The following is a 17,577-nucleotide window of genomic DNA, read 5'->3' on the forward strand; positions in this document are numbered from 1 at the left end:
ACGCAACAAAGGTGTCATGTTTTCGCAACACAAGCTGCCTACAGTGGCGAGCATCAAATCCCAAAGAGGATAACAAGATGCTCACTTCCATATCGCTTAAAGGCGTGTCGTACGCTTTTGGCGCGAATACTGTATTGAATCAAATCGATTTGCATATCGAGCCGGGTAGCGTGGTTGCGCTGCTGGGGCCGTCGGGCTGCGGCAAAAGCACCCTGTTGCGACTGCTGGCGGGGTTAACCCAGCCCGCACAGGGTGAGATCCATTTTGGCGATCGCCTGGTGGCGAAAACCGGATGGGCGCTGTCGCCGGAAGCCCGGGATATCGGCATGGTGTTCCAGGATTACGCCCTCTGGCCGCACATGACCGTGGCGCAGAATGTGATGTTCCCGCTGAAGATGCGCCATGTTCCGCGTCTGGAACGCGAAAGCCGCGTGGCGCAGGCACTGGATCGCGTCGGCTTAAGCGCCTTCGCCGATCGCAAACCGGCGGGGCTCTCGGGCGGACAGCAACAGCGTGTGGCGCTGGCCCGGGCGATAGTCGCAGAACCGCGAGTGCTGCTGTTTGACGAGCCGCTCTCCAACCTCGACAGCGAACTGCGGGGAACCTTGTGTCATGAGATGGCGTCACTGCTGCACCAGCTCGGCACTACCGCCGTCTATGTTACCCACGACCGCCGGGAGGCTGAAATCCTGGCCGATCGCATCGTGCATTTGTCTGCTGGCAGCGTCGCTGCCGATCGTTTGATTACATCCTCTGGGGAGTTCGCATGAAAGCTGCAATGTCCGTTAAAAAGGGAGTCCTGTTAGCCATGGCGTTATCGTCCGTTATGATCTCCAGCGCACACGCGCTGACCCTCTACACCGCAGGCCCGGGGTCGCTCGCCAAAAACCTGGCCAGCGGCTTTGAAAAGAAAACCGGCGTGAAGGTGGATATCTTCCAGGCCACCACCGGCAAAGTGATGGCCCGCCTCGAAGCGGAGCAGGCTAACCCGCAGGCCGATATTCTGATCTCCGCCTCCTGGGATACCGCGGAAGATCTGCACAACCGCGGCTGGCTGCTGCCGTACCAGAGCGCCAATGCGGCCAACGTGCCTGCGGATCTGAAATCAGAGGACTTTGTGGCCCAGGGCGTGTCGGCGTTGGGCATCGTCTGGAACACCAAAAGCGGCACCCCGGAGCCGAAAGAGTGGCACGATCTGACCACCGCCGCCTTTAAAGACAAAGTCACCACCCCGGACCCGGCGCTGTCCGGTGCTTCACTCGATCTGCTGATCGGGTTGCAGAATGGCATGGGCGATAAGGCCTGGACCCTGTTTAATGAGCTGAAAAAGAACGGCATGGTGGTCAGCGGCCCGAACGCGCAGGCGGTCACCCCGGTGATGCAGGGAGCCAAAGCGGCAGTGTTCGGCGCAGTGGATTATGTCTCGTATGGCAACATCAGCCAGGGCGAATCCCTGAAGGTGATCTTCCCGGCCAGCGGCACGGTGATTGCCCCGCGTCCGATGATGATCCTCAAATCCACCCAGCATGCGGATGACGCTAAAGCCTTTGTGGATTACGTTCTCTCCCCGGAAGGCCAGGCGATGGTGGCTGATGCCTGGTTGATGCCCGCCCGTGGCGATGTGCAGGCCAAACGTCCACTGCTTAACGACCTGAAAATTCTGCCGACCAAAAGCGATGGTAGCAGCGAGCGCAGCGATATCCTCAAGCGTTTCAACACGCTCTTCACCTTATAATCAGGCGACGGGGGCAACCCCGTCTTCAGGACGGCTTCGTGAATCCTAAATATTTATCGGTAACGACGCTGGGATTATTGCTGATCCTGGTGGCGTTTCCGCTCACCTTTATTCTGCTCCAGGCGGTGTTTCCGCACTTCAGCGCCGGACAGTTCTCCGGGGCGTTCAGCGGCATCAGCCAGCTACTGGCGGAGCCGCAACTGCCGGGCATGTTGGGCGGTACGCTGCAAATTGCCCTTGGCGTCGCCCTGGTCAGTGCGCTCATTGGTTTTCCCCTCGGCGTGGCGCGCGGACTGTTTAACCTGCCGCTGCCGAGGCTGTGGGATCTGCTGTTTCTGATCCCGTTTTTAACCCCGCCCTATATCGCCGCGCTCTCCTGGATGCTGGTCCTGCAAACCAACGGCTATTTGCAACAGATCACCGGGGTCAATCTCAACGACCTGCTGTTCAGCAGGAGCGGCATTGTGCTGGTGATGGCGCTGAATATCTTCCCGGTGGTCTATTTTGCGGTGTCGCGCAGCCTGCTGGCGAGCGGCCAGCGTCTGGCGCTGGTGGCCCGCGTTCACGGTGCCAGCCCTGGCCGGGCGTTCTGGCATATCACGCTGCCCATGCTTTCGCCATCGCTGGCGGCGGGGATGCTGCTGGCGTTTACCCTGGCGATTGAAGAGTTTGGCGTGCCTGCCGCTCTCGGCACGCGCGCTGGCGTGGTGATGCTCACCACCGATATCGAGAAAAAACTGGCGGACTGGCCGATCGATCTTTCGGGCGCATCGATGCTTTCCGTGGTGCTGGTGGTTATCGCCCTGAGTGCCTGGTGGCTGCAGAAAAAGCTGACCGGGCATCAGGATGTGACCAGCATTACCGGCAAACCGACGGAGAATATGGGTGCCAGCGCCGGGATTTTTACGCTGCCGGTTGTCGTTGTTTTTGCGCTGACCGGGTTTATCGCGGTGATCCTGCCGGGGGCCTCGATGGCGCTGTCCGGAGTGCTGGGAACCCTGTCCGGCGGAGTGACGCTGGATAATCTGACCGGCGGGCACTATGCGGCGCTCTTCAGCCAGCAGGGGGATGCGCTGTCGGCGCTGGGCACCAGCCTGTCGCTGGCGCTGGGGGCGGCCTGTATCACCGGCGTGCTGGGCCTGCTGGCCGCCTGGCTGGTGGTGGTGCAGAAGATCAAAGGGCGCGGCGTTCTGGATGCGCTCTCCCTGATGCCTGCCGCCTTGCCGGGCGTGGTGGTCGGGGTGGGGCTGATCCTGCTGTGGAACCGTCCGTTCTGGCCGGTCTCACCCTATAACAGCTGGGCGATATTGCTGCTGTCCTACTGCTGCCTGTTGCTGCCGTGGCCGGTGCGCTACGTTGGCAGCGCGCTGCGCCAGCTGGGTGGGAATCTTGAGCCTGCCGCGCGGGTGCATGGCGCGTCGGCGTTGCAGGCGTTGCGCTTTATCGTGTTGCCGCTGGTCTCTCCGGCGATGCTGGCGGCGATGCTGATGGTGTTTGCCATCGCCTCGCGCGAGCTGGTGACGTCGCTGCTGCTGGCCCCGGCGGGCACGCAAACCGTGTCGGTGTTCATCTGGCGGCAGTTCGAACAGGGATCGGTCGGGCAGGGAATGGCGATGGCCACCCTGACGCTGCTTACCGGGCTGGTGCTGATGTTAACGGCGCTCGGGATCATGCAACGCACCTCGCGCGGATAAAAAGCACTTTTGAAACAGTGAGCGGGGTAAATTAGTTTATAAACAAGGAAAACTGTAAAAGGAACTGACTATGACCCCGTTTTTGACCGCTTATCTCGCCCGTACCGGCTGGCAGCAGCCGGTTTCTGCGGACATCGCCACCCTGCGGGGCCTGCACCTGCATCACAACAGCGCCGTCCCGTTTGAGAATATCGATGTAGTGCTGCCGCGTGAAATCCAGCTCGACGATCAATCCCTGGTCGATAAGCTGGTCACCGCCCGCCGCGGGGGCTACTGCTTTGAGCAGAACGGGCTCTTCGAGCGGGTGCTGCGTGAGGTGGGCTTTAACGTTCGCAGCCTGCTGGGTCGGGTGGTGCTGGCGAATCCGGCCCAGATGCCACCGCGCACCCACCGTCTGCTGCTGGTGGAACTGGAGGGTGAACGCTGGATCGCCGACGTCGGTTTTGGCGGGCAGACCCTGACCGCGCCCATCCGTTTAGTCGCCGAAGAAGAGCAGGCCACGCCGCACGGTTTGTACCGCCTAATCAACGACGGCAGCGACTGGGTGCTACAGTTCCGTCACCACGAGCACTGGCAATCGATGTATCACTTCGATCTCACCGCGCAATACCAGGCCGATTACGTGTTGGGCAACTTCTGGTCAGCGCACTGGCCGCAGTCCCATTTCCGTCATCATCTGCTGATGTGTCGCCATCTGCCGGACGGCGGCAAACTGACCCTTACCAACTTCCACTTCACCCACTGGCAGGACGGCCACGCGGTGGAGCAGGTTAACCTGCCGGATGCAGAAGCACTTTATCAGGTGATGCAGGAGCGGTTTGGGCTGGGGGTGGATGATCCGAAGCACGGCTTTACGCTGGCGGAACTCACGGCAGTGATGGCCGGGTTTGAAACCCATCCGCAGGCGGGGAAATAGAGCGGGAAGGGGCGTAAGCCCCTTTCTGTTAGCCGATTAAAACCTTAGCGCGCATTCTCACGGCATCCAGCTCTTCGGCGGTGGCTGTTCCCTTTTTCACTGCGTTTCGCGCCCGCCAGTCCAGATTTTTGATCTGATCCGCGAGGGCGACGTTGCGGCGTGAACCGCTAATAGCCACTTCAAAGGGGTAGTTTTTGATTTGCGATGTGAGTGGACAGCAGAGCATTAAACCGGTGCGTCCATTGTAGCTGGCGGGTGAAATAACCAGTGCAGGGCGGTGACCTGCCTGTTCATGTCCTGACTGCGGATCGAAATCCAGCCAGACGATATCACCCGCTTCCGGGATGTAGTCCATTACAGCAGCTCCTTGCCTTGCGGTTCCCCAAATGTGATTTCGTTATGCAGATTGTCGTCAGTAATTGCCGCGAGCAGCGATTCCAGCGTCGGTTCGTCCCTTTTTACCGGTGTCAAAATTATCCGTCCCTCTTCGTCGACATTAACATTTACCACATCGTCTACGTTCAGTTCTGCCTCACGCATAACCGCGACGGGAAGCCTGACAGAAGGACTGTTCCCCCATTTTTTAACGGTGACCTGCGGCATATAAATACTCCAGATGTTAATACAAAGTATCACTATCATAGGCTGCGTGGTTTTTATGTGTCAACATTGTTGATACATGGGAGGGCTGACAACGCCGGGCGGCGCTGGCGCTTGCCCGGCCTACGGTGTGGTGCGCTTTGTAGGCCGGGTAAGGCGCAGCCGCCACCCGGCGTTGTTGTGCGGTCTGTTGCCCTCACCCCAACCCTCTCCCACAGGGAGAGGGTGCAAACATCAAAAAAGGCAACGAGGCTGCCGTTTTGCTTTTACCTCCGCCACCCGGCGTGGCTGGGGATTATCTTCGGGATCTCACCAGCTGATAACGCCGCGTAATGTACTCAAACGGCGCGCTCCAGACGTGGACCAGGCGGGTGAAAGGGAAGATCAGGAAAATGGTCATCCCCAGCACCAGATGGACGCGGAAAATGAAGGCCACGCCGCTCAGCATCTCCGATGAGCCGCCGCGGAAGGTGACGATCCCCTGGGCCCAGCCGACCAGCTTGAGCATCTCACTGCCGTCCGGGTACTGCGCCGAGAACGGAATGGTCGTCAGGCCGAGCACGCACTGGGTCAGCAATATACTCATAATGACGATATCCGGCGTAGTCGAAGTGGCCCGTACCCTCTGATTAAACAGGCGACGGTAGAGCAGCATCGAGCCGCCAATCAGCGTCAACACCCCGCAGATCCCCCCGGCGATCATCGCCAGCTGCTGTTTCACCGCCATCGGCAAAAACCAGGCGTACATCCAGTGCGGGGTCAACATCCCGAACAGGTGGCCGAAGAAAATCCCCAGAATGCCGATGTGGAACAGGTTAGAGCCCCAGTTCATGCCGCGCTTATCCAGCAGCTGGCTGGAGGAGGCGCGCCAGGTGTACTGGCCGTAGTCATACCGCAACCAGCTGCCGAGGAAAAAGACCGCGGCGCAGATGTAGGGGTAAATATCGAAGAAAAAGACGTTCAGATGGTGTGTCATTTTGGGCCTCCGGCGCTGACTTCCACATACTGGGGCGCGACGTCCTGGCTAAAGCGTCGTTGATATTGCTGCATCGGCGAGCTGTCGCAGGCCGTGGCGTTATCTTCAATAAACTTCACCTGTTCCTCTTCCCAGACCGCATCCAGCGCCTGGCGGGTGTCATCCCGTTTTTCGCCTGCCACCTGCTGCGTGACACTGTCACTTGATAGCTTACTGCCTGCGAATTTCAGCAGGGCGTCGAACAGCTGATACTGCGCTACCTCCCGCTGTTTTAATCGCCCGCCAATCAGCGCTAGGATCGGCGCGATGTTCTGCAGTCCCTCCCGGGCCTGCGCCTCGGGCAGGATGCTCAAATACTCCAGATAGAGCGGCAGATAGTCCGGCAGTTCGCGGCAGTCGAGCTGCAAGCCGGCCTGCTCGTACTGGTTCATCAGGTCGACCATCGCCTGGCCGCGATCCCGGGATTCAGCATGTACGTGCTCGAACAGCAGCAGCGAGGTGGCACGCCCGCGCTCGAACACCTCGCACCACGCCGCCTGCCGGTCGAGCAGCGGGGCATTGAGATAGTCCTGCGCAAATGGCAGCAGCCTCGGGGCGTCCTGCGCCACCAGGGCGAGGGCTTCGTCGCGGCTCTCCCACAGCGCCTCGTCCGGGTACTCAATCAGCAGGGCGATAATTTTGAGGATCTGCATTACTCTCCCTCCCCATGTTCGCGCACCTCGGTGATGTTGATAGCGTCGATGCGGCTGCTGTTGAACAGATTGAATTTGGTGTCGGAGCCGTGGCAACCGTCACCGAAGGTAAAGCCGCAGCCGTTGCGCTCCGGGAAGGCGTCCCGGCCCATTTCCCGGTGGCTGGTCGGGATCACGAAGCGATCTTCGTAGTTGGCGATGGCGAGATAGCGGTACATCTCCTCCACCTGTTCCACGCTCAGCCCCACTTCCTCAATGGCGCGGGTATCTGTTACGCCTTCCACGGTCTGGGAACGTTTGTAGTGGCGCATCGCCATCATGCGTTTCAGGGCGCGCAGTACCGGGCCAGTATCGCCCGCGCTGAGCATGTTCGCCAGGTACTGCACCGGAATGCGCAGGCTTTCCACCGCGGGGAGGATGCTGTCGGTCTGTGGCAGGCCACCGGTATCGGCGTAAGACTGGATCGGTGACAGCGGCGGAACATACCAGACCATCGGCAGGGTGCGGTACTCCGGATGCAGCGGCAGGGCCAGCTTCCAGTCCATCGCCAGTTTGTAGACCGGGGAGCGCTGGGCAGCATCAATCACGTTCTGGGGGATGCCCTGTTTCAGCGCCTCTTCAATCACCGCCGGGTCGTTCGGATTGAGGAACACGTCACACTGACGTTCGTAGAGATCGGTTTCATGCTCGGTGCTGGCCGCCTCCTGGATACGGTCTGCGTCATAGAGCAGGACGCCGAGGTAGCGGATGCGTCCGACGCAGGTTTCCGAGCAGACGGTAGGCTGGCCCGATTCGATACGCGGATAGCAGAAGATGCATTTCTCCGATTTCCCGCTCTTCCAGTTGAAGTAGATTTTTTTGTACGGACAGCCGCTGATGCACAGACGCCAGCCGCGGCATTTGTCCTGGTCGATCAGCACAATGCCATCCTCTTCACGCTTGTAGATGGCACCGCTCGGGCAGGTGGCGGCACAGCTCGGGTTCAGACAGTGTTCGCACAGGCGCGGGAGATACATCATGAAGGTATTTTCGAACTGGCCGTACATCTCCTTCTGCATCCGGTCGAAGTTGCGATCCCGGGCGCGTTTCTCAAACTCGCCGCCCAGCAGCTCCTCCCAGTTCGGTCCCCACTTGATTTTATCCATGCGCTTGCCGTCAATCAGCGAGCGTGGACGGGCGGTAGGGAGATGCTCGCTCTCTTTGGCCCGATGCAGATCCTGGTAGTCGAAGGTAAAGGGCTCGTAGTAATCGTCGATCTGCGGCATCTGTGGGTTAGCGAAGATTTTTGACAGCACCCCCAGCTTGCCACCCAGCCGCGGGGTCAACTTGCCGGAGATGCCGCGGATCCAGCCGCCTTGCCACACCTCCTGATCCTCCCAGTTTTTCGGGTAGCCGATGCCCGGCTTGGTTTCGACGTTGTTAAACCAGGCGTATTCCATTCCTTCGCGCCCGGTCCAGACGTTTTTGCAGGTCACCGAGCAGGTATGACAGCCGATGCACTTATCAAGGTTCAGAACCATGCCAACCTGTGAGCGTATTTTCATTTTTTCGCCTCCTGTACCTAGTCGTTACCTTCGCCATCCAGCCAGTTAATGTTTTTCATTTTGCGGATCATGATGAACTCGTCGCGGTTGGAGCCTACGGTGCCGTAGTAGTTAAAGCCGTAGGCGAGCTGGGCGTAGCCGCCAATCATATGGGTTGGTTTCGGACAGACGCGGGTCACGGAGTTATGAATGCCGCCACGCCGTCCGGTCACTTCCGAACCGGGGATGTTCAGAATGCGCTCCTGGGCGTGGTACATCATGGTCATGCCCGGCGGCACGCGCTGGCTGACCACCGCCCGGGCGGTGAGCGCCCCGTTGGCGTTGAAGGCTTCTATCCAGTCGTTATCCTCAATGCCCAGCTCCCGGGCGTCGGTTTCGCTCATCCAGACAATGGGCCCGCCGCGCGACAGGGTCTGCATCAGCAGGTTTTCGCTGTAGGTTGAGTGGATGCCCCATTTCTGGTGCGGGGTCAGGAAGTTGAGCGCTTTCTCCGGGAAGCCGTTCGGCGGGATCTCGCGCATATGGCTGACGCTGCGGGTATCAATCGGCGGACGATAGGCCACCAGGCTTTCGCCGAAGGCGCGCATCCAGAGATGATCCTGATACAGCTGCTGACGTCCGGAGAGGGTGCGCCACGGGATCAGCTCGTGGACGTTGGTGTATCCGGCGTTATAGGAGACATGCTCGCTCTCAATGCCGGACCAGGTGGGGCTGGAGATGATTTTTCGCGGCTGGGCCTGGATATCGCGGAAGCGGATCTTCTCGTCCTCCTTGTTCAGCGCCAGATGGCTGTGTTCGCGCCCGGTGAACTCCGCCAGCGCTTCCCAGGCTTTGACCGCCACCTGGCCGTTGGTTTCCGGGGCGAGGGCGAGGATCACCTCCGAGGCGTCAATGGCCGTCTCAATGCGCGGGCGGCCTTTCGCCGGGCCGTCGAGCTTGACGTAATTGAGCTTGCCGAGGAAATCGACCTCATCCTGGGTGTTCCAGGAGATGCCTTTCCCGCCGTTGCCGAGCTTGTCCAGCAGCGGGCCGAGGGCGGTAAAGCGCTCGTAGGTGTCCGGGTAGTTACGCTCCACCACGGCGATGTTCGGCGCGGTTTTGCCGGGGATCAGATCGCATTCGCCCTTGCGCCAGTCGGCAATGTCAAACGGCTGGGAGAGCTCCGCCGGGGAGTCATGCTGTAACGGCTGCAACACCACGTCGGTTTCAGTGCCCAGATGGCCGACACAGACCTCAGAGAAGACTTTGGCGATGCCCTTATAGATCTCCCAGTCGCTGCGGGATTCCCATGCCGGGTCGACGGCGGCGGAAAGGGGATGAATAAACGGATGCATATCCGAGGTATTCATATCGTCTTTCTCATACCAGGTGGCGGTGGGCAGGACAATATCCGAGAAGAGGCAGGTGCTGGACATGCGGAAATCGAGCGTCACCAGCAGATCCAGCTTGCCCTCGATAGCGGCGGTCTGCCACTCCACCTCTTCCGGCTTCACGTCATCGGTCGTCCCCAGATCGTCGCCCTGAATGCCGTTTTCGGTGCCCAGCAGGTACTTGAGCATGTACTCATGCCCCTTGCCGGAGGAGCCGAGCAGGTTCGAGCGCCAGACAAACAGGTTACGCGGGTGGTTATTGCCGCTGTCCGGCTGCTCGCAGGCCATACGGATATCGCCGGATTTCAGCGCCTGGGCGGTGTACTCCTGGGGCGACATGCCAGCCGCATCGGCCTGAGCCTTAATGTGCAGCGGGTTGAGGTTGAGCTGAGGGGCGGAGGGCAGCCAGCCCATGCGCTCGGCGCGCACGTTAAAGTCAATCAGATGGCCGGTGAACTTCGAGGCGTCCGCCAGCGGGGAGAGCAGCTCCCGGGCGGTGAGTTTCTCATAGCGCCACTGGCTGGCGTGGTTGTAGAAGAACGAGGTGCTGTTCATCTGCCGTGGCGGGCGGTTCCAGTCGAGGGCAAAGGCCAGCGGCAGCCAGCCGGTCTGCGGACGCAGCTTCTCCTGGCCGACATAGTGCGACCAGCCGCCGCCGCTTTTCCCCACGCAGCCGCAGAAGACCAGCATGTTGATCATCCCGCGGTAGTTCATGTCCATGTGATACCAGTGGTTCACCCCGGCGCCGAGGATAATCATCGACCGGCCATGGGTTTTATGGGCGGTGTCGGCGAACTCCCGGGCGATCTGCTCGATATGGCGGCGCGGTACGCCGGTGATCTGCTCTCCCCATGCCGGGGTATAGGCTTTGATCTCGGCGTAATCTTTAGCCGCGAGGTTATCCTCCAGCCCGCGGTCGAGGCCGTAATTTGCCAGGATCAGATCGTAGACGCTGGCGACCTGCAACTGACGGCCATCGGCGAGGGTCAACGTTTTCACCGGCAGCTGGCGCACCAGCACAGGCTCCTGCTTCACGCTGCGGAAGTGCGGGTTCTCATTGCCGCCAAAGTAGGGGAAGGCCACTCCGGCGACGCTGTCGTGGGTGCCCAGCAGGGAGAGCGCCAGCTCCGTCTCCTGGCCTGCCGCCAGCGGCTCGAGGTTCCATTTGCCTTTTTCACCCCAGCGGAAGCCGATAGAGCCGTTCGGCACCACCAGATCGCCGGTGGTGGTATAGGCGACGGTTTTCCACTCTGGGTTATTAGTTTCACCCAGCCCGTCGGCAAGGTCGGAGGCGCGCAGCATTCGCCCCGGCACTAGGCTGCCATCCTCCCGCGGATCGAGCATCACCAGCATCGGCATGTCGGTGTAGCGGCGGCAGTAGTTGAGGAAGTAGTCGCTCGGGTTGTCGAGGTGGAACTCTTTCAGGATCACGTGTCCCATCGCCATCGCTAAGGCGCTGTCGGTGCCCTGTTTCGGCGCCAGCCACTGATCGCTGAGTTTCGCCACTTCTGAGAAATCGGGGGTGATGGCGATGGTTTTGGTGCCCTTGTAGCGCACTTCGGTGAAGAAGTGGGCGTCCGGGGTTCGGGTCTGCGGCACGTTGGAGCCCCAGGCGATGATATAGCTGGAGTTGTACCAGTCGGCGGATTCCGGTACGTCGGTCTGCTCGCCCCAGGTCATGGGTGACGCAGGCGGCAGGTCGCAGTACCAGTCGTAGAAGCTGAGGCAGGTGCCGCCCAGCAGGGAGAGGTAGCGGGTGCCTGCGGCGTAGGAGACCATCGACATCGCCGGGATGGGCGAGAAGCCCGCCACCCGGTCCGGGCCGTAGTGTTTGATGGTCCAGACGTTAGCCGCGGCGATAAGCTGGTTCAGCTCTTTCCAGTTCGAGCGAACAAACCCGCCATGTCCGCGAGCCTGCTTGTAGCTCTGGCTCTTTTGCGGATCGTTCTGGATGGCGTTCCAGGCCAGCACCGGATCGCTGTGCTGCGCCAGCGCCTCGCGCCACAGCTCAATCAGCTTCTTGCGCACCAGCGGATACTTCAGGCGGTTGGCGCTGTAGAGATACCAGGAGTAGCTTGCCCCACGCGGGCAGCCGCGCGGCTCGTGGTTCGGCAGGTCGGGACGAGTACGGGGATAGTCGGTCTGCTGCGTTTCCCAGGTCACCAGCCCATTCTTGACGTAGATTTTCCAGCTACAGGAGCCGGTACAGTTCACGCCGTGGGTGGATCGCACAATTTTGTCGTATTGCCATCGCTGGCGATAGCTGTCTTCCCAGTCGCGGTTGGTGTGCATCACCTGACCGTGTCCATCGGCGAAGGTGTCGCCTTTGAGTTTGAAATAACGAAAGCGATCCAACAATTTACTCATGACGTTTCTCCTGACGGGGCGACGCACCACCCCGGGGTTACACTGCTCACAAAATATTGAATATCGTTATGATTTGACGTGCTTCTGCCGACGGCCATACACCAGCCAGGTGACGAACACGCAGACGATGTAGAACACCAGGAAGACCTTCATCGCCCCCACCGGGGAGCCGGTTAACGCCAGCGAGGTGCCAAAGGCTTTGGGAATGAAGAAGCCGCCCACGGCGCCAATGGCCGAGATAAAGCCCAGCGCGGCCGCGGTGTCGGTAACTGCCTCTTTCTGCGCCTGTTCCTCTGTGCCGCCGCGCAGTTTCACTCTATAGACGGTGATTTGCCGGAAGATGACAGCGATCATCTGGAAGGTCGAGCCGCTACCCAGCCCGGCGGTAAGGAACAGCCCCATAAACACCAGATAGAAGGCGGTAAAGCTGCCGGAACCGGAGCCTGGCAGGGTAAGGAAGAGCAGGGCGGTAAACACCGCCATAAAGATGAAGTTCACCAGCGTGACGCGCACGCCGCCGAGCTTGTCGGAGATCACCCCGCCAGCGGAGCGGGCCAGCGCGCCAATCAGCGGGCCGAAGAAGGCCAGATGCAGGATGTTAACGTCCGGGAACTGGGTTTTCGACAACATGGCGAACCCCGCGGAAAAGCCGATAAACGAGCCGAACGTCGCCAGATAGAGCAGGCTCAACAGCCACAGATGAAGACGTTTGAGCACCGGCAACTGGCTGGCGATGGTTGCTTTTGAACTGGCGATGTCGTTCATACCGAAAAAGGCGGCAACGGTTGCCAGCAGCAGCAGCGGGGCCCAGATCCAGGCGGCGTTCGCCAGAAACAGGGACGAGCCATCCTCCTGCGGCACGCCATGTACCCCGAGAAAGGTAAACATCGGCAGGAAGATCACCACCGGGGCCACCATCTGCATCACGCTGACGCCGAGGTTGCCCAGCCCGCCGTTAATACCCAGCGCGCTGCCCTGTTTCGATTTGGGGAAGAAAAAGCTGATATTGCCCATGCTGGAGGCGAAGTTGGCACCGGCAAAGCCGCACAGCAGGGCGATAATAATAAATACCGAATAGGGGGTAGCGGTATTTTGCACCGCAATACCCAGCCAGACGCAGGGAATAATCAGAATGACGGTGCTTAATACCGTCCAGTAACGGCCACCGAATATAGGCACCATAAAGGAGTAGGGAACACGTAATATTGCCCCGGAGAGCGAAGGCAGGGCGGTTAACATAAACAGTTGATCGGTCGTAAAATTAAAACCGACCTTATTCAGATTGACCGCCACCGCGCTAAATAACATCCAGACGCAGAACGCCAGCAGCAAACAGGCCACGGAGATAACCAAATTTCGTCGCGCAATCGGCTTGCCTTTATTTTCCCAAAATGCGGCGTTTTCCGGTTTCCAGTTGCTTAACAGATAAGGATTATTCTTCTCAGCTTGTTGTGACATATTACCCTCTTGCATATCCGTAAATGGCAGAAAGAGAAAGTCATTCAGGCAGAGACCTGAATTTTTGGTGAGAGATTATTAGATGTTTTTGGGAGTCTTCTGAAAGGATAGATATAAAAAACGAACCCATGAGTTTAGAAGGGAGAAGTGGGTTCGCTTATTGTGTTACAAATCGTAACAGTTAAGAGATGTTGATGATTAGCCCAGCTCGAGGGTAATTAACGTATCAAGATGCTGATTAAATGCGGCATCGTCCATCTGCGGCATGGATAACACATAGAGCCCGTCCAGCCCGCAGACCAGGCCAATGAGCCGCCAGGCGACGTTCTCAGCACTGTCTTTCAGATTAAAGGCTTTCGCCTGTTCACCCGCGCGTATGATGGCTACCGTCTCCTGATGCCACATCTCCATGGTTAACACATACGCGCCTTTTATTTCGGCATCGCGGGTGGCTAACAGCTGGGCTTCCCGCCACAGGCGAATGTAGGGCTCAAAACTGCGGTCGTCGCTGCCGAGCATGGCATGCAGGCGTTCGCGCCAGCTGGCATTTTCCGCGACTATTTCGGCATCCAGCAGGGCGCGTATCAGGCGGATAAAGGCCTGCGACTTTAATTCACCCGCGGAGGCAAAGTGGTGGTGCACCTGGCCGGTCGCCACTTTTGCTTCGGCGGCAATACGTCTGACGGTCATCCCGGTAAAGCCTTCGCTCAGCGCCACGCGCATCGCCGCCTGCAGGATCTCTTCCCGCCGCTCATCCTTGCTCAGATAGCTCATTATTTTAACTCTCAACTGGGGGATAACCAGTGTAACAAAAAAGCTGGACACGCGTTCAACTTTCCGTAGGATCGCAATCTGGACATGTGTCCAGGTTTGGTCAAATAAGGAAAGTTATGTTTCGTCAGTGGTTAGTGTTAGTGATTATTGTGCTGGTCTATATCCCGGTCGCGATCGATGCCACGGTGCTGCACGTTGCCGCGCCGACGCTCAGCATGACCCTGGATGCCAGCGGCAACGAACTGCTGTGGATCATTGATATCTACTCGCTGGTGATGGCCGGGATGGTACTGCCGATGGGGGCGCTTGGGGATCGTATCGGGTTTAAACGCCTGCTGATCCTGGGCAGTAGCCTGTTCGGCCTCTCGTCGCTGGCGGCGGCGTTTGCGCCCTCCGCCGGGTGGTTGATTGCAGCGCGGGCGCTGCTTGCCATCGGGGCGGCGATGATCATTCCCGCCACCCTCGCCGGGATCCGCACCCTGTTCCCGGATGCGCGTCGGCGTAATATTGCCCTCGGCGTCTGGGCGGCGGTGGGATCTGGCGGGGCGGCCTTCGGCCCGCTGATTGGCGGAATATTGCTGGCGCACTTCTACTGGGGCGCGGTGTTTTTAATCAACGTCCCCATTGTCCTGCTGGTGGTCTCCCTGGCGGCGCGTTTTGTGCCCGCCCAGCAGGGCCGACCCGAGCAGCCGCTTAACATCACCCATGCCCTGATGCTGATTGTGGCGATTTTGCTGCTGGTCTACAGCGCCAAAACTGCGCTTAAAGGGGCAATATCGCCGTGGTTGGTGGCGGGGACACTGCTGACCGGGGCAATGATGCTGTTGGCGTTTGTCCGCATTCAGCTTCGCGCCCGCACGGCGATGATCGACCTGCGGCTGTTCGGCCATCGCATTATTTTGAGCGGGGTGGTGATGGCGATGACGGCGATGATCGCCCTGGTGGGCTTTGAGCTGCTGATGGCCCAGGAGCTGCAGTTTGTCCACGGCTTCACCCCCTTTGAGGCAGGCATGTTTATGCTGCCGGTAATGGTCGCCAGCGGCTTTAGCGGGCCGATCGCCGGGGTGCTGGTCGGGCGTCTGGGTCTGCGGATCGTGGCGACCGGCGGCATGGGGCTGAGCGCGCTCAGCTTCATTGGCCTGTCGATGCTCGACTTCAGCACCCAGCAGTGGCAGGCCTGGAGCCTGATGGTGCTGCTGGGGTTCAGCGCCGCCAGCGCGCTGCTGGCCTCGACCTCAGCCATTATGGCCGCCGCGCCAAAAGAGAAAGCCGCCGCTGCCGGGGCGATTGAAACCATGTCCTATGAACTGGGCGCCGGTCTGGGGATTGCCATCTTCGGGCTGCTGCTGACCCGCAGCTTCTCGGCGTCCATTGAATTACCGCAGGGGCTGAATGCCAGCCTGGAGGAGCACGCGTCCTCCTCCATCGGCGAGGCGTTGAAGGTTGCGCAGGATCTGCCGCCAACCCTTGCTGAGTCGGTGATTGAGGCAGCGAAAACGGCGTTTATCACCTCGCACAGCGTGGCGCTGGGCAGCGCAGGCGGGATGCTGCTGGTGCTGGCCGTCGGGATCTGGTTTAGCCTGGCGAAGGCGCCGCGCGACGGGGGCTAAACCCCTTCGGGCCGGGGGGAGGTGAGTCGGTAAACCAGCTCTACATTCACCCACTCCACCTGCGAAGGCTGGTGCGGGTTTTGCGCCCGCGCCAGCAGCCGTGTCAGCGCGCGGCGTGCGATCCCGGCGACATCCTGATGCAGCGTAGTCAGTTGATAGCTTAACTGACCGCTTTGCGGCGTGTTATCGAAGCCAATCAGATGAAAATCGTGCGGGGCCGATTTGCCTCGCTGGCGCATCCCATCCAGAAACCCGCAGGCCAGCTGCGCATTGGCGCAGAAAATCCCCTCCGGCAGCTCGCCTTGATAACCCAGGGCGGTTGCCAGCCCGCCATCGTAACCCTCCGTCGGGGCGGCGAGCCAGCTGAGCTGGCGCAGGGTGTCGACCCCTAGTTGTTGCAGCGCATGGACAAATGCCTCGCCCCGCATCATGCCCGCCCAGGTGGAGGCCGGGTGATTAAGCCAGCCGAAGCGACGGCACCCGGCGCGCCAGAGCTGTTCGGCGGCCAGCTGTGCGCCGCGCTGGTTATCTGAGCAGATAAAATCCACCCACGGCATGTCGGGAGGGCGGTTAATACCGACCACCGGGATCTGCTGGCTGACGCACTCATTCACGATAGCTTTCGGCGGCCTGCCGGAGGTGACAATCACCCCGGAGACGCGAAACTGGGTGAAGCGTCGCAGAGTGTTAACCAGATCCTCCTCGCCGGTGATCTCGCTCACCAGAGCCTGGTAGCCGCGCCGCTGGATCTCATGGAGTAATCCCTCCAGCAGGCTGCTGCGAAAGGGATCGCCAATGCGGGCGACGATCACCCCAATCAGCTGGCTCCGCTGGCGGTTCAATCCCTGGGCGAGAAAATTCACCTGATAGCCGAGCTCCCGGGCGGCTTGTAAGACCTTTTCCCGGGTGGCGGGGGAGATGCTGCCGTTGCTGCTCAGGGCGCGGGAGACCACGGCGCGGGAAACGCCCGCTCTTCTCGCCACATCCTCGGCGGTCACCGTCTGCTTGCGAGGCGCGTCGCTCACCGTGTTTCCTCCCGGCGAAGGGGCAGCTCGATGGTCATGCCCTCTTCGCTGACGAACAGACCAGGATGGGGCTGACAGGCCTGCGCCAGGATAGGCCGGGCGCTGTCGTGGCAATGATAGAGGCCCAGCGCAGGCAGTTTGAGCCGGGTGAAGAGCGCCAGGCAGTCGGGGAAATCGCCATGCGAGGCATCGTCGGGCAGCGCTGTTGCCGAGGCGCACTCCTGAAAGGCCAGATCGGCTCCTGCCATCAGGGCAATACTTTCCGGGGTCGGGCGGCCATCACCGCTGTAAAACAGGGTGGCGCCGGGCGCCTCAATTCGCAGGGCCAGGTTCGGGATTTCGTGATGGGTAAAGGCGGTCCGCAGGATCCAGTTCTGCCAGCGCCACTCCGGCGTGCTGTCGCGCCAGTCGATAGCAAAGCAGAGCCCGCTTTCCGGCCAGTTCGCGAGGTTTGCCAGTTGAAGCAGTGCCGGGCGGTGGGCAGGCTGCGACCAGATAATCAGCGGTTTCGTTCGCTGGAAGCTTTTCCAGTGGTTAAGGAGCGCCGTCAGCCCGGTGCAGTGATCCGGATGGATATGGGTGAAAAAGAGGGCATCAATGTCGTTCACCTCCAGTCCCCGCTGCCATAACGCCCGGGGAATGGTTGGCCCGCAATCAATCAGCACCTCATAGCCCGCGTTATCAATGACCCGGATTGCCGACGTATTATTCAGCAGGGAGAAAGCACTGCCGCAACCCAGAATATCTATTTTCATTTCGCCTCACCAAAAATTTTGCGGACTTAATCAAATTGTCACAAACAGACGACACAGTAGG

General features: G+C 60.1%; 15 protein-coding genes. 5 read left to right on the forward strand and 10 right to left on the reverse strand.

Annotated elements, in window-relative coordinates:
- Positions 1–77: 77 nt before the first annotated feature.
- The 4 genes from C3406_RS09770 to nhoA all read left to right on the forward strand — a co-directional run bounded on the left by C3406_RS09770 (position 78) and on the right by nhoA (position 4,345).
- Positions 78–770 carry an ABC transporter ATP-binding protein gene (locus C3406_RS09770; RefSeq protein ID WP_103822014.1) on the forward strand — a complete coding sequence of 231 codons (693 nt, stop codon included), beginning with the start codon at positions 78–80 and terminating at the stop codon, positions 768–770.
- A complete protein-coding gene (locus C3406_RS09775; protein ID WP_103822013.1) occupies positions 767–1,735 on the forward strand; it encodes an ABC transporter substrate-binding protein in 969 nt (322 codons plus the stop codon). Before C3406_RS09770 ends, C3406_RS09775 begins: the two co-directional genes overlap by 4 nt.
- A 38-nt stretch (positions 1,736–1,773) precedes the next feature.
- Positions 1,774–3,429: an ABC transporter permease gene (locus C3406_RS09780; protein ID WP_103822012.1), complete on the forward strand. Its 1,656-nt coding sequence runs from the start codon at positions 1,774–1,776 to the stop codon at positions 3,427–3,429.
- Positions 3,430–3,499: 70 nt separating this feature from the next.
- Positions 3,500–4,345 carry an N-hydroxyarylamine O-acetyltransferase gene (nhoA, locus tag C3406_RS09785; RefSeq protein WP_103822011.1) on the forward strand — a complete coding sequence of 282 codons (846 nt, stop codon included), beginning with the start codon at positions 3,500–3,502 and terminating at the stop codon, positions 4,343–4,345.
- Between the two features lie 28 nt (positions 4,346–4,373).
- Here the strand turns inward: nhoA and mazF are convergent, their stop codons facing one another.
- The 8 genes from mazF to C3406_RS09825 form a co-directional block, all read right to left on the reverse strand.
- A complete protein-coding gene (mazF, locus tag C3406_RS09790) occupies positions 4,374–4,700 on the reverse strand; it encodes an endoribonuclease MazF (RefSeq protein WP_103822010.1) in 327 nt (108 codons plus the stop codon).
- Positions 4,700–4,948, reverse strand: coding sequence for an AbrB/MazE/SpoVT family DNA-binding domain-containing protein (locus C3406_RS09795; protein ID WP_103822009.1), 249 nt, complete (start codon positions 4,946–4,948; stop codon positions 4,700–4,702). The genes mazF and C3406_RS09795 overlap by 1 nt, the downstream gene beginning before the upstream one ends.
- Before the next feature lie 292 nt (positions 4,949–5,240).
- Entirely contained in the window at positions 5,241–5,921 is a 681-nt protein-coding gene (narI, locus tag C3406_RS09800; RefSeq protein WP_103179651.1) for a respiratory nitrate reductase subunit gamma, read from the reverse strand.
- On the reverse strand, positions 5,918–6,613 hold the full coding sequence (narW, locus tag C3406_RS09805; RefSeq protein ID WP_103822008.1) for a nitrate reductase molybdenum cofactor assembly chaperone: 696 nt from the start codon (positions 6,611–6,613) through the stop codon (positions 5,918–5,920). The genes narI and narW overlap by 4 nt, the downstream gene beginning before the upstream one ends.
- Complete coding sequence (gene narH / locus C3406_RS09810; protein ID WP_103822007.1) at positions 6,613–8,157, reverse strand: nitrate reductase subunit beta; 1,545 nt, start codon at positions 8,155–8,157, stop codon at positions 6,613–6,615. Before narH ends, narW begins: the two co-directional genes overlap by 1 nt.
- A gap of 17 nt (positions 8,158–8,174) precedes the next feature.
- Positions 8,175–11,894 carry a nitrate reductase subunit alpha gene (locus tag C3406_RS09815; RefSeq protein WP_103822006.1) on the reverse strand — a complete coding sequence of 1,240 codons (3,720 nt, stop codon included), beginning with the start codon at positions 11,892–11,894 and terminating at the stop codon, positions 8,175–8,177.
- 66 nt (positions 11,895–11,960) lie between these two features.
- Entirely contained in the window at positions 11,961–13,352 is a 1,392-nt protein-coding gene (locus tag C3406_RS09820) for a NarK family nitrate/nitrite MFS transporter (RefSeq protein WP_103822005.1), read from the reverse strand.
- A 198-nt stretch (positions 13,353–13,550) separates the two neighbouring features.
- Positions 13,551–14,126 carry a TetR family transcriptional regulator gene (locus C3406_RS09825; protein ID WP_103822004.1) on the reverse strand — a complete coding sequence of 192 codons (576 nt, stop codon included), beginning with the start codon at positions 14,124–14,126 and terminating at the stop codon, positions 13,551–13,553.
- 116 nt (positions 14,127–14,242) lie between these two features.
- Between C3406_RS09825 and C3406_RS09830 the strand changes: the two genes are divergently transcribed.
- Complete coding sequence (locus tag C3406_RS09830) at positions 14,243–15,736, forward strand: MFS transporter (RefSeq protein ID WP_103822003.1); 1,494 nt, start codon at positions 14,243–14,245, stop codon at positions 15,734–15,736.
- On the opposite strand, the gene C3406_RS09835 is transcribed toward C3406_RS09830, so the two are convergent.
- Together C3406_RS09835 and C3406_RS09840 are read right to left on the reverse strand one after the other, a co-directional pair.
- Complete coding sequence (locus C3406_RS09835) at positions 15,733–16,761, reverse strand: LacI family DNA-binding transcriptional regulator (protein WP_103822002.1); 1,029 nt, start codon at positions 16,759–16,761, stop codon at positions 15,733–15,735. The two genes, C3406_RS09830 and C3406_RS09835, sit on opposite strands and share 4 nt — an antisense overlap.
- Positions 16,758–17,516, reverse strand: coding sequence for an MBL fold metallo-hydrolase (locus C3406_RS09840; RefSeq protein WP_103822001.1), 759 nt, complete (start codon positions 17,514–17,516; stop codon positions 16,758–16,760). Before C3406_RS09840 ends, C3406_RS09835 begins: the two co-directional genes overlap by 4 nt.
- Positions 17,517–17,577 lie beyond the last annotated feature (61 nt).

The organism is Leclercia sp. LSNIH8 (assembly GCF_002920195.1).
In the GTDB taxonomy this organism is placed as follows: Bacteria; Pseudomonadota; Gammaproteobacteria; order Enterobacterales; family Enterobacteriaceae; genus Enterobacter.